Raw genomic sequence first — 12,495 nt, forward strand, 5'->3', positions numbered from 1 at the left:
CGGGGGTCGGCCGACATTGGGGCTGAGGGGCACGTCATGGGGTTGTTGAGGAACTGTTCGAGCACGACGATCGGTCCGGTCGCAGTGTCCCGGACCTGGAGGCAGTCACGGCGGGCGCTTGCGCTCGGCACGGCAGGCGCACTCGCGGTCCTGGCGATGCCGACCGCCGCGCACGCCGACATCGTGTCCAACACGGTGGTTGCGGGCGGTAGCCCGACGGTCATCGCCGGGGAGACCACGACGACGATCGGCTACAGCATCCAGAACGAGAACAGCAACAAGGACGGGGACACGCAGAACAGCTGCAACCCCGGTGACGACACACCCGCGACCCTGACGGTGATCAAGCCAGCAGTAGTGACGGTATCTCCCGCTACCCGGCAGTTCACGGGATGCGGGACGACCCAGTCCTTCGCCTTCTCCTCCAGCACGCCCGGCTCCTACACGATCTCGGTGTCGGTGACCGACGCCGGTGGCGGCACGTACACCACGAGCGGCGCGACCTTCACGCTGACGGTGACCAAGCCTGCGGTGGTCAACACTGCTCCGGCGGTGTCCGTCACGCGAGTCACGGGCGGCTCGCCCTACGAGTTCGGCAACGTCCCGGTCGCCGGGTGCTCGGTGACCGACAAGGAGGACGGCAACAGCGCCTTCGACGCAAGCCTGGGCGCCATCACCGGCCCACGGGCCGCTGAGGGGCTCGGGAGCCAGACTGCGAGCTGCACCTACAGCGACGCCCAGGGTCTCACCGCCACCGCGTCGGCCACCTACAGCATCGTGGACACCACCCGGCCGCTGGTCACTGCGGACGCTCCCTCCCCCACGGAGGCCAGCGGCAGGCTGACGAACGTCACCTTCGCCACCAGCGCCTACGACGCGGTGGACGGAACCCGCCCCGTCACCTGTCGCAGCGCGGACGGCACCGTCCACGCCCCAGGCGACGGCTTCCCGGTCGGCACCACCACGCTGACCTGCTCGGCGACCGACAAGGCGGGCAACACCGGCGTGAGCGCCCCGATCGACGTGGTGGTCACCGACACCCTCGGCCCCGTGGTCACGCCACCCGCCAACATCACGGTCGGCAACGACGCTGCGACCGTCAGCTATGAAGAGGCGACGGCGATCGACCTGGTCGACGGCACCGTCCCGGCGACCTGCACGCCGGCGTCCGGAACCAGGTTCTCCCTGGGCAGCACGCCCGTGACCTGCACGGCGACCGACCGGGCCGGCAACACCGGCACAGCCACCTTCAGCGTCGAGGTCCAGGACGTCACGAAGCCGATCGTCACGGTTCCCGCCAACGTGACGGTCGAGGCGACCGGGCCCGATGGCGCCCTCGTGACCTATGACGCCGCGACTGGGCACGACGACGTCGACGGACCTGTCGACGCGACCTGCGACAAGGCGTCCGGGACGGCGTTCCCCCTCGGCGAGACCGAGGTGACCTGCTCGGCCGAGGATGCGGCCGGCAACGTCGGCGACAGCTCCTTCACCGTCACCGTCGAGGACACGACGGCCCCGACGATCACGGTGCCCGAGCCCATCACCGAGGAAGCCACCTCAGCAGCGGGAGCACGCGTCTCGTTCAGCGCCTCCGCCGAGGATGCCGTCGACGGTCCGGTGAGCACCACCTGCGAGCCGGTCTCCGGGTCCACCTTCGCCCTCGGCACCACGACGGTGATCTGTTCAGCGACCGACGCGGCCGACAACACCCGCACCAACAGCTTCACCGTGACGGTGCGCGACACCACGGCTCCGACCGTCCGGGTCCCCGACGACACGGGCGCCGAGGCGACCGGTCCCACCGGCGCGCGTGTCGCGTATGGCGACGTCAGCGCCGAGGACATCGTCGACGGCCCGCTGAACCCGACCTGCTCCCAGGCCTCGGACACGGTCTTCGGCCTGGGCTCCACGACGGTGACCTGCACGGCGACCGATGCCGCCGGCAACAGGGGAACCAACTCGTTCACGGTCAGGGTCGTCGACACCACACCTCCTGAGGTGCAGGCTCCTGCCAACCTGGTCGTCGGGAACACGTCGTCCACCGGGGCGAGCAACGTCGTCTACACCGGAGGGAGCGCCAGCGACAGCGTCAGCGGGAGTCTCCCCGTGACCTGCACGCCCGCCTCGGGCAGCACCTTCCGCCTCGGCAGCACGAACGTCACCTGCACTGCAACGGACGGAGCCGGCAACCAAGGCGCAGCAACCTTCACGATCGAGGTGCAGGACCAGACCAAGCCGACCGTCGTCGTCCCGGCCGACATCACAGCCGAGGCGACCGGTCCGGGGGGCGCGCGCGTCAGCTACATCGGCGTCACGGCGTCCGATGACGTGGACGGGCCGTTGACCGCGACCTGCGACCGGCCCTCCGAGGCACTCTTCCCCTCGGGACCACCGAGGTGACGTGCTCGGTCAGGGACAGCGCCGGCAACCTGGGGGACAACACCTTCGCCGTCACGGTGGAGGACACCACGGCGCCGAGCCTGACCGTGTCGAGCTCCAGGACGGCGACCGCCACGTCGGCCAACGGCGCAGCGGTGACCTACACCCCACCCACGGCCACCGACACGGTGAGCGGCACCGTTGCGGCCGGCTGTGACAGGGCCTCGGGGAGCACGTTCCCGCTCGGCCCGACCACGGTCACCTGCACGGCCGAGGACGAGGCCGGCAACATCGGCACCGAGAGCTTCACCGTCACGGTCACGGCAGCCTGGTCGAACGTCCTCCAGCCGGTCAACGCCGACGGCAGCTCGCTGTTCAAGCTCGGCAGCACCGTCCCGACGAAGTTCCAGCTGACCGGCGCGAGTGCAGGGATCAGCCACCTCTCCGCCCATCTCTACCTGCAGCGGATCGGATCGGGCGCCACCGGGACCGTCCTCGAGGCCATCTCGACCTCGAGCGCCACCACCGGCAACCTGTTCCGCTACGACGCCACGAGCGGGCAGTACGTCTTCAACCTCAGCACGAAGACACTGAGCGGCGGGACCTACCAGCTCCGGGTCGACCTGGGCGACGGCGCGAACCGCACGGTGAACATCTCGCTGAAATAGCCGCAGTCACGACGGCTGTTGCGTGAGAGTGGCCCCCGACGCAGGTCGGGGGCCACTTCTCTGCCTCCCCGGCTCTCTGGTGTCGCCGTGGCTAGGAGCCGGTCTCCCAGACCCGGATCCAGTCGACATACATGTGTTGCGGCAGCTGCCTGTCGCGCATGTGCGGGATCTCGTAGTCGGACGCCAGCAGGCTGAGGATCGGATATTGGGCGACGCTGGAGATGCCGCCCCGGATCCGGCCGGTCTCCCGGCCGTCGATGCGGAAGACCAGCAGCCGGGGCGTCCACTCCACCGAGAAGACGTGGAAGTTCTTCGACCAGCCGTCACGCCTGCCGGCCAGGAACGAGCCGAAGTTGGCAACGCGAGCTCCGCGCCGTACCTCGACGCCGTCCTCGTAGCGGTGGATGAAGCTGGTCAGGCCGCCACGGGGGTGGTGGTCGCCGAAGTACTCGATGATGTCGATCTCGTGGCCGGGGCTGCCGGGGTAGTTGCCACTGACCGGCTGCATCCAGAACGCGCCGTGCTGACCACGCGAGCGGTGGAACTTGATGCGGGCGGCAGCGACGCCATACGTGAAGTCGAAGCCGCCCTGGGTGCCGATGTGGCCGTTGAGGCGGTAGGCGTACTTCCCGACGACCTTGCCGTCCTTGCGCGCCTTGCACTTCGTGGTCCGGGCGGGGTCCTTGACGACGCTGAGGCGTACGGCGCCTCGTGCGACCCGGACGGCCTCGACGCCGGCCTTCGAGCACCGGCGGAGGCTGTCCTCCTCGTAGTCGAGGCCGCGGAAGCTCCAGTCGGGAGAAAGGGCTGTGCCGGAGAACTCGTCGGTCCAGGTCGGCGTCGTCCACCGCGACGTGCTGACCGTGCCGCTCTCGACCGCCGCGAGGCCGCCGATCTTCGCGGCCTTGACCCGGTAGGTCAGGGGCTGTCCCCGGCGTGCCGCGGGGGCAGCGAACTCGACCCGGCCCCGGGCGTCCTGCCGTTCGATCGCCACGGACGTCCACGCGGTGCCGACCTGCACCTGGAGCCTGATCCGGCGCCCGACACGGACCGGCTCGACCGTGGCGGTGAGGGCCGCCCTGGCCGTGTCGGGGTCGGCGACCCGCGGACCCTGCTGCACGACCTGGGGCAGCACCTGCAACCTGACCTGCTGGCCGCCGTCGGTGACCAGCGAGGTGCTGGCGGGGAGCTCTGGGGCTGCGTCGTCGCCGGCTGCTCCGGGGTTCGCCCCGCCCAGCAGCGCCGCGGACAGCACCAGCGCCGAGGTGCCGCCGAGGAGACTGCGTCGCAGGGGCATGTCCGGGCTCGTTTCGAACGTGGGGTGTTCGGCTGTCGCCGTGTCCTAGTACGACGCCGCCACCGCCCGCCTGGTTGCCGGCTCTCCGCACCGAGGGCGCCCCTGACTAGTACGCGGGGCAGTACTCCTCGTAGACGAACGAGTTCCAGTCGACAGCGACCGACTCCGGCGCACCGACCGAGATGTCGTCGGCGACTGCTTCCTCGTAGTCCCACCCGTCCGCGGCACGACTGCAGGTGGTCTGGGCCAGACCCGCTCCCGTCCCGGGTGGGTCGGAGGCCAGGGTGTAGCCGTAGATGGCAGCCAGCCTGTCTGCCTTCTCGTCGAGCGAGGTGTTGCTGGCGGGCGCCGGCGGAGGCGCCTCGGCCGTCGGCGTCCGCGACGGACGCCTCCGCGGTCGGGTGGGCGTGCTGGCCGAGGGGGTCGGGGTCGCAGTCTCGGCGGTGGTCGGGCGCTCGGTCCCGGTGTCGTCGTCAGGTTGGCTGAGCTGGAGGAACACGACGAGCCCCAGGACGCAGCTCGCGACCGCGGCCACCCACAGCCACGTGCGTCGTGACGACGCCGACGCGTCCGACCGGCTGGCACCCGACCCGGAGGTCGGCGCCGGCGGCGGCATGACTCGTGGAGAGGACTGGGTGGTCGCGGACGCGGCGGGAAGCGCCATCCCAGCCTTCGCCACCTTGGCCTCCACCTGCTCTCGCAGCGCCTCGGAGAGGGTGACCGCCTGCAGGTAGGTGCCCTGCTGGCCGGCATCCGGCGACTGCCGGACGAGAGGGAACCTGCCGAGGGTGCGCAGATGCGCCCTGACCGAGGACTCGGCGAGACCGGACTCCGCCGCCAGCTCGGTGACGGTGCGGGGACTGTCGAGCGCGACATACATCCACCAGACCCGTGGACCCAGGTCCTGGGCCTGGATGTCCGCAGGGTCAGGCAGTGAAGTTTCCGGAGGCACCCGCCAAGCATCGGTGGCCACGGCTCGGCCTGTCCGCGGTTCGGTGGGATTGCCGCCGGACGCCGGTGCTCAGCCCTGCGCCGTGCCAGCCACGGCGACGTCCGCGACACTTCGCGCGTCAGCGGCGAATCCATCGGCACCGACCGCTCGCCACAGCAGCGGGTCCTCCCTGAACGGTGCACCGCCGACGATGACCCGGGGCGGGGTCGGACCGATGTCGCGAACGCGGTCGATCAGCTCACGAGCAGCGTCCACGCACTCGGGCCTGGTGACCGAGACCGCCAGGAGGTCTGCCTGCGTGCTGCTGACCGCCCCCACGATGTCGTCGATCGGAAGGTTGGTCCCGACGTATCGCACGTCCCACCCGTCGGCATCGAGGACGTTGGCGACGATGTTGGCACCCACGACGTGCTGGTCGCCGAACACCCCGGTGACGACCGCAGTTCCCCGGCGCCCGGCCGTCCGTGGCCGCTCCTGGTGGAGCACGCTGAGGATGAACTGGGTCGTCGCCGTGGCCATGTGCTCCTCCGCCACCGTGAGTCCCGCCGTCTGCCAGCGACGACCCACCTCATAGAGGGCGCTCTGGAAGATCTCGACATACATCTCCACCGGCGACTCGGCGTCCCCGACCGATTCGCGCACGATCGCGAGCGCCGCCTCGCGGCGTCCGCTGACCGCCGCCGCGACATAGAGATGGCAGGCAAGCGAGTGCGGGGCGTCCTTGGCACAGGGTGAGGCCTCCCCTGCGGAGAGCGCGTCGATGCCTGCGCACACGGCCTCGTGGGCTGCCTCCGCGGCCGGAGGAGACAGACGACCCGTCAGCTCTGCGCGGATCGTCTCGAGGGACCCGATCAAGGTCACCGCGTCCACCCCACGCGAACCGGGCAGGTCGCGGCACCACAGGGCGTAGTCGCGGAACAGGTGGGGGTCGTCCTGCTCGACCGCGGTCTGCACGAAATCGATGTGGAGGCGGAGGTCGTCGCCCGCGACGGCGTCACGAGCGCGGCCGATCTCTGCGGCAAGCTCTCTCTTCATCGGGTGCTCAGTCGGCCAGGACGGGGAGCGTCAGGGTGAAGGTGGAGCCGGACCCCGGCTCGCTCGAGCACGTGAGCCGACCCCCGTGGGCCTCGCTGAAGGCGCGCGCGTTGGCGAGCCCGTGTCCCGTCCCGTCCATCCCCCCACCGACCGCGGTCGAGGCTCGGAAGAACCGCTCGAAGATCCGGGGCTGCTCCTCGACGGGGATCCCGATGCCGGTGTCGGTGACGGTGACCGTCAGGGACTCCCCTGCGAGCGCGCAGTCGACGCTCACGTGTCCACCGTCGGGCGAATACTTCACGGCGTTCGAGAGCAGGTTGTCGAGGATCTGGAGCACACGGCCGCAGTCGACCTCTGCCTCCGCGGACTCGATGCCGCTCTGCGTGACGGTCACCGAGCCGGCCTGGGCAGCGGGATGGATGCCCTCCACCGCCGTCCGGACCAGGGCCACCACGTCGACCCGACTCCGCTGGAGCTCCAGCGCACCGGTCATGACCCAGGCGGCACCCACGAGGTCGTTGATCATCGACGTCACGCGCCGCGCGTTCTTCTCGATGATCTGCGCCATCCGTCGGGTCTGTGCCGGTTGGTCGTCCTCGTCGAGGAGCTCTGTATAGCCGAGGATCGCCATCAGCGGCTGCTTGAGGTCGTGGCTCGACGCGTGGAGGAACTTGTTCTTCAGCTCGTCGAGCTCGCGCAGTCGCCTGTTCCCGTCGGCGAGCTCGCGGCGGGCCTTGAGCAGGTCGTCGTTGAGGTCGAGCAGGAGCGTGTTCAGCTTCTCGGCCGGCGTTCGCAGCGGCTCGGCAAGGACGAGGATGCGCTCGTGGTGGCTGACGGCCCAGATCTTGCAGTCGACCACGTCACCGTCCGGGCGGACGAGACCCGCCTGGGCCGAGTGCCATCGCGGCCCCGCCCCGGCGACGAGCTCGGTGAGGATCCCGCGCTGGGCAGGCACGACCGTGTCGTGGATCGACGACGCGGGTCCCGTCAGGCGGGCGAGTGCGCCGTTCGCCTCGACGATCACGCCGTCGCGACCCACCAGCGCCGCAGCGACCGACTCGCTACCGACGAGGAACCCGTCCAGCGTCGCCACCGTCTCCGGGTCGGGCGGGAGGATCGAGGTTGTCGGCATACACCATTGTGCGCTTCGCGCGGGCGTTCGGTGGCATTTTCGATCAGGTCGGGCGGACGACGGGCGGCCGATCGGTGTCACCATGGCGGCATGGATGTCGAGCTCGCCGAGGTCCGGGACTTCCTGGCCCAGCACGCGCCGTTCGACGCGCTCCCGGCCGTGGCGCTGGACCGGCTGCCGCGGAGGTGCACGCTGCGCTATGCACGACGGGGGCACGTGGTGCTCGACGTCGGGGATCGCGGCGACGGGCTCTATGTCGTCCGGTCCGGCGCCGTCGAGGTCTGCGACGAGACCGGCGACCTGATCGACCGGGTCGGCACGGGTGAGGCGTTCGGGATGAGCTCGCTGCTGGAGCATCGACCCACCCGCTACCGCGTCACCGCTGTCGAGGACACCCTGCTGCTGGTGCTCGAGCAGGAGGCCTTCGACGAGCTCGCCCGCGACCACCCGGACTTCGCGACCTTCTATGCCGCCACTCACCACGCGCGACTGTCCCGCGCGATCAACAACCTGCAGCGGGCGACGTCCGGCAGCACCGTGCTGGGGACGAGGGTCGGCGACCTGGTGACCCGGGAGCCGGTGACCACCGGCCTCACGACCACCGTCGCGGAGGCCGCACGGACCATGTCGGGGGCGGGCGTGTCCAGCATCCTCGTCACCGACGACGACACCCTCCGCGGCATCGTGACCGACCGCGACCTGCGCACCCGGGTGCTCGCCGCCGGCCTCCCCCCTGACAGCGGGGTCCGGTCGGTGATGACACCCGAACCCGTCACCGTGCCCGTCGACGCCCTGGCCTTCGAGGCGCTGCTGGAGATGGTCAGCCGCAACATCCACCACCTGCCCGTCGTCGACGAGTCCGGACGACCGCTCGGCCTCGTCACCACCACGGACCTCGTCCGGCTGGAGAACGCCAACCCGGTCTATCTCGCCGCCTCGATCGGCGGCCAGGAGACGTTGTCGGGACTGGTGACCGAGGCGCACGGCATCCGTGCCGTCCTCGGGCAGCTCGTGGAGCGTGACGTGACGGCCGCCGACATCGCTCGGGTGGCGACGGCCCTGGGCGACGCCGTACGCCGACGTGTGGTGACCCTCGTCGAGGCCGACCTCGGCCCGCCGCCGGTGCCCTACAGCTGGGTCGTGCTGGGCTCGGCGGCCCGCGAGGAGGAGGGGTTCACCGCCGACCAGGACCACGCCATCGTGCTGGGTGCCGAGACCGACGACGCTGGTGACGCGTGGTTCGCCGAGCTGGCGGAGCGGGTCACCTCGACGCTCGAGCGGTGCGGCTGGCCGCGCTGCCCCGGCGACGTCATGGCCACCAATGCGCAGTGGCGCCTGTCCGTTCAGCAGTGGCGCCACCAGTTCGCCGCGTGGTCGCGCGAGCCCCAGCCCGACGCGGTCCTGCACGCGGCGATCTTCCACGACATGCGCCACCTCGTCGGCGATCGCCGTCTGGCCGAGGAGGTGCACCTCGCCTCTGTCTCCATGGCCTCCCCGCGGTTGCTGGGCCACCTGTCGCGGCAGGCCCTCGGCATGCGGCCGCCGCTGGGCTTCTTCCGGGGCCTCGTGCTCGAGCGGCACGGGGAGCACCGCGACACCTTCGACATCAAGCGTCCGATCGCTGCGGTGGTCCAGCTCGCCCGGATCCACGCCCTGCGGGCCGGGTCGCCGGCGCTCTCGACGCGGCGCCGCCTGACGGCCGCGGCGGCGGCCGGGGTGCTCGACCACGAGATGGCCACCGAGCTCGGCGACGCACTGGAGCTGATGTCCTACCTGAGGCTCCACCACCAGGCGGCCCAGGCCCGTGCGGGCCAGCAGCCGGACAACAACGTGGCGCCCGCCGACCTCACCCAGCGCCAGCGTCGCCACCTGCGCGACTCCTTCGAGATCGTGCTGTCCGCCCAGCAGAGCCTGTCCGGCCGCCTGGCCCCGGGGTTCGAATGAGGGTGCGCCTGCCCTTCCTCCGTCACCGCCGGAGCGACCCGGGGCACTATCCCGCCGGGCCGCTGCGCGAGCTGGCCGCCGCGCCGCCACCGCGCGAGACGACCCCGGTGTCGCAGGTCGGCTTCCTCGCGCTCGACATCGAGACGACCGGCCTGGACCCGCGCGCCGACCACCTGCTGTCGGTGGGGTGGGTGCCGGTGGTCGACGGACGGGTGCTGCTCTCCGAGGCCCGCGAGCTGCGGGTCCGGCCTCCCGGCGACGTGGACGTCGGCTCCTCGGCCACCCTGCACCGCCTCACCGACGACGTGGTCTCCGACGCAGCCCCGCTGGCCGACGTGCTCCCCCGCCTGTTCGCCGCGATGCACGGCCGGGTGCTGCTCGCGCACCACGCCCCGATCGAGGTGGAGTTCCTCGGCGATGCCACCCTGTCGACGTATGGCGCCCGCCCCCGTTGACGGTCGTCGACACCCTGGCGCTGCAGCACCGTCTCGTGGCCGACGTGCACGGGGAGGTCAACGGTTCACTGCGGCTGGATGCCGCACGCAAGAGGTTCGGGCTGCCTCGCTATTCGGCCCACCACGCGCTCACCGACGCCATCGCCGCCGCCGAGCTGCTGCTGGCCCAGGTGGCCGAGCTGGAGCAGAAGCTCGGCCGGGACCTCCTGCTGCGCGACCTCTCGCCCAAGCGCTCGGGCTAGCCGGGGTCGGGCCCGGCGGTGATGCCGAAGCGGTGGGCCAGCAGGACGGCCTGCACCCGGTCCCGGGCGTCGAGCTTGGCCAGGATGCTGCGCACGTGGGTCTTCACGGTGGCCAGGGACAGCACGAGGTGGGCGGCGATCTCGCCGTTGGTCAGGCCGGACGCCATCAGGGCCAGCACCTCGCGCTCGCGCGGGCTCAGCGAGTCCAGCTGCACCGGCTCGGGCTCGGCGACCGGGGCCCGCTCCAGGAAGAGCTCGACCATCCGGGCCAGCACCGCCGGCGCAAGAGGCGCCTCTCCTGCCGCAGTCCGTTCGACCGCGGCCACCAGCTGCTGGGCGGAGGCGTCCTTGAGCATGAACCCGGCGGCGCCCGCACGCAGTGCGTCATAGACGTGCTGATCGAGGTCGAACGTCGTCAGGACGAGAACCCGGGTCGGGAGCGCCGCAGCCACGATCCGGCGGGTCCCCTCGATCCCGTCGGTGCCCGGCATCCGCACGTCCATCAGGACCACGTCGGGCCGCAGCTCGGCCGCCAGCGACGCCGCCTCGGCGCCGTCGCCCGCCTCGCCCACCACGTCGACCCCCGCCAGCTCGAGGATCAGCCTCAACCCGCTGCGCACCATGGGCTGGTCGTCGGCCAGCAGCACTCGCGTCATCGCGCCCGCCCCCCGCCCGCCGGCAGCTGCGCGACCACCTCGAAGCGACCCTCGACCCGCTCGGCCGTCAGGGTCCCGCCGAGGAGGCGGGCACGCTCCGCCATACCGAGGACGCCCCTCCCCGGCCCGGTGTCGTCCTGCGCCGAGGCGGCGTTGTCGACGCGGATGACGACGCCCTCCGGTGACCAGTCCACCCGGACGTCGACCCTCTCGCCGGGCGCGTGCTTGCCGGCATTGGTGAGGCACTCCTGGACGATGCGGTTGACCGCCAGCCAGTGGCGCGGGGCGTCCTCCCACGGCGTGCCGGTGACCTCGAGGCGGTTGGCGATGCCCAGTCGCTGCGCGCGCTCGACGAGCTCCTCGAGGCCACGACCGTCGGGGACGACGGCCAGCTCGCCGCCGCCGAGCAGGTCGAGGATCGCGCGCAGCTCGCGGCCGGCGCGCTGGGCGGTCTCGCGCACGGCGGCGATGGGTTCGGCGGCACGATCGGGGGCGAGCTCGAGGGCCTGCGCCGCCGCCTCGGAGTGGATCGACATGAGCGTCACCTCGTGGCCGACGACGTCGTGGAGCTCGCGGACGATGCGCGCCCGCTCCGAGCTCGCGGCCTCGCGTCCGGCTGCCTCGCGCTCCTCGGCGACCCGACGGTCCGACGCGCGATCCTGGTGGGCCAGCCATCGTCCGACGGTGAAGGAGCCGAGCAGGAGCAGCCAGAAGCCCAGCACCCCGAGCAGCGTCGGGGCGCCGGGCAGCTCCTCCCCGATCCGTCGCGCATCGCCACCGAGCAGCAGGTCGGCGAGCCCGATCTCCTGCTCGATCGCGAGGATTCCCAGCGTCCCGCTGGTCAGGGCCCACCCGCAGGCCAGCAGCCCCCGGCGCAGGCTCCGGCACCAGCGTCCGAGGGAGTAGAAGAGGATGATCGCGGCGACATAGCCCAGCAGCAGGAAGGCGTCAGTCGGCACCCACCACAGCGAGCTGCCGAGGATCGCAGCAACCGCCGGGCGACTGCGCCGCCAGGCCAGCGGGAGCATCGACACGACCGCGAGCACCGGGCCGAACCAGTCGTTCGACGGCGACGACAGGGGCCGGACCGGCTGCAGCCACACCACCTGGGCGAGGCTCCCAAGGACGAAGACGGCAGCGAGCAGCGCGTCGGGTCGACCCGCGACGCCTCGCCATCCGTTGGCCATGGGGCCGAGACTAGGACGATCCGGGCCTCGGCGGACTCAACCCGTGGGATGAGCTCGGACCAGCCCGTGACCCGATGTGGTGGGCGGTCCCGCCGACCTAGCGTCGCGCCATGACCATGACCTCTGACACCACCAGGACCGATGTCCGCCCCCGCAACCACACCCTCACGGCCGCCCGTGTCGTCGCCGGCCTGCTCGGCATCAACGGGCTGGCAGGCGCCACCTACTTCATCCTGATCGCCCCCGAGGAGGCCGTGTGGATCGGCCCCTGGGTCGACGTGCCGGTCGTCGCGCTGATGCTGGCCGGCTTCGTGCTCAAGCTCGCCGTCGCCTTCGCCCCCGGCCTCCCGGCCGACCGCCGGATCCGCCTGGGCTTCCTCGCCGTCGCCCTCGGAGTGGCTGTCACGCTGGTGAAGATCCCCGTCTATGACGAGCCCGAGGGCGTTCTCTTCCTTGCCTTCGACGCCGTGCTGCTCGGGGTGCTGCTGCTGGCCTGGCGCTCGACGAGGGTCGTGGTGCGGGGCTGAGTCGGCGGCGGGCGTCCC

At 71.5% G+C, this 12,495-nt stretch carries 12 protein-coding genes; 6 read left to right on the forward strand and 6 right to left on the reverse strand.

Features of this window, described 5'->3' with window-relative positions; translation table 11 throughout:
• The first annotated feature begins 36 nt into the window (after positions 1-36).
• The gene (locus tag G7071_RS03155; protein WP_166314818.1) at positions 37-2,403 is read left to right on the forward strand and encodes an HYR domain-containing protein; all 2,367 of its coding nucleotides are present in this window, start codon (positions 37-39) and stop codon (positions 2,401-2,403) included.
• Positions 2,400-3,050, forward strand: coding sequence for a PxKF domain-containing protein (locus G7071_RS03160; protein WP_166314821.1), 651 nt, complete (start codon positions 2,400-2,402; stop codon positions 3,048-3,050). The genes G7071_RS03155 and G7071_RS03160 overlap by 4 nt, the downstream gene beginning before the upstream one ends.
• Before the next feature lie 91 nt (positions 3,051-3,141).
• Here the strand turns inward: G7071_RS03160 and G7071_RS03165 are convergent, their stop codons facing one another.
• From G7071_RS03165 to G7071_RS03180, 4 genes are all read right to left on the reverse strand, one after another.
• Positions 3,142-4,347: a glycoside hydrolase family 16 protein gene (locus G7071_RS03165; protein WP_166314823.1), complete on the reverse strand. Its 1,206-nt coding sequence runs from the start codon at positions 4,345-4,347 to the stop codon at positions 3,142-3,144.
• 106 nt (positions 4,348-4,453) lie between these two features.
• Positions 4,454-5,320: a helix-turn-helix domain-containing protein gene (locus G7071_RS03170; RefSeq protein ID WP_166314824.1), complete on the reverse strand. Its 867-nt coding sequence runs from the start codon at positions 5,318-5,320 to the stop codon at positions 4,454-4,456.
• Positions 5,321-5,368: 48 nt separating this feature from the next.
• Complete coding sequence (locus G7071_RS03175) at positions 5,369-6,334, reverse strand: cobalamin B12-binding domain-containing protein (RefSeq protein WP_166314826.1); 966 nt, start codon at positions 6,332-6,334, stop codon at positions 5,369-5,371.
• Between the two features lie 7 nt (positions 6,335-6,341).
• The gene (locus G7071_RS03180; RefSeq protein ID WP_166314828.1) at positions 6,342-7,466 is read right to left on the reverse strand and encodes a sensor histidine kinase; all 1,125 of its coding nucleotides are present in this window, start codon (positions 7,464-7,466) and stop codon (positions 6,342-6,344) included.
• 90 nt (positions 7,467-7,556) lie between these two features.
• On the opposite strand from G7071_RS03180, the gene G7071_RS03185 reads away from it, so the two are divergent.
• The 3 genes from G7071_RS03185 to G7071_RS03195 are packed head-to-tail and all read left to right on the forward strand — an operon-like array spanning position 7,557 to position 10,107.
• A complete protein-coding gene (locus G7071_RS03185) occupies positions 7,557-9,410 on the forward strand; it encodes a DUF294 nucleotidyltransferase-like domain-containing protein (protein WP_166314830.1) in 1,854 nt (617 codons plus the stop codon).
• A gap of 2 nt (positions 9,411-9,412) precedes the next feature.
• Entirely contained in the window at positions 9,413-9,865 is a 453-nt protein-coding gene (locus G7071_RS03190) for a 3'-5' exonuclease (protein WP_166314832.1), read from the forward strand.
• A complete protein-coding gene (locus G7071_RS03195) occupies positions 9,862-10,107 on the forward strand; it encodes a hypothetical protein (protein WP_166314834.1) in 246 nt (81 codons plus the stop codon). The genes G7071_RS03190 and G7071_RS03195 overlap by 4 nt, the downstream gene beginning before the upstream one ends.
• Here G7071_RS03195 and G7071_RS03200 read toward each other — a convergent pair.
• Together G7071_RS03200 and G7071_RS03205 are read right to left on the reverse strand one after the other, a co-directional pair.
• Complete coding sequence (locus G7071_RS03200; RefSeq protein ID WP_166314836.1) at positions 10,104-10,763, reverse strand: response regulator; 660 nt, start codon at positions 10,761-10,763, stop codon at positions 10,104-10,106. The genes G7071_RS03195 and G7071_RS03200 overlap by 4 nt on opposite strands.
• Positions 10,760-11,950 carry a sensor histidine kinase gene (locus G7071_RS03205; RefSeq protein WP_166314838.1) on the reverse strand — a complete coding sequence of 397 codons (1,191 nt, stop codon included), beginning with the start codon at positions 11,948-11,950 and terminating at the stop codon, positions 10,760-10,762. The genes G7071_RS03200 and G7071_RS03205 overlap by 4 nt, the downstream gene beginning before the upstream one ends.
• Before the next feature lie 110 nt (positions 11,951-12,060).
• Here G7071_RS03205 and G7071_RS03210 point away from each other — a divergent pair, with 110 nt between their 5' ends.
• A complete protein-coding gene (locus G7071_RS03210) occupies positions 12,061-12,477 on the forward strand; it encodes a hypothetical protein (protein WP_166314840.1) in 417 nt (138 codons plus the stop codon).
• The last annotated feature ends 18 nt before the right edge of the window (positions 12,478-12,495 follow it).

This window comes from Nocardioides piscis (assembly GCF_011300215.1).
Taxonomy (GTDB): Bacteria; Actinomycetota; Actinomycetes; order Propionibacteriales; family Nocardioidaceae; genus Nocardioides; species Nocardioides piscis.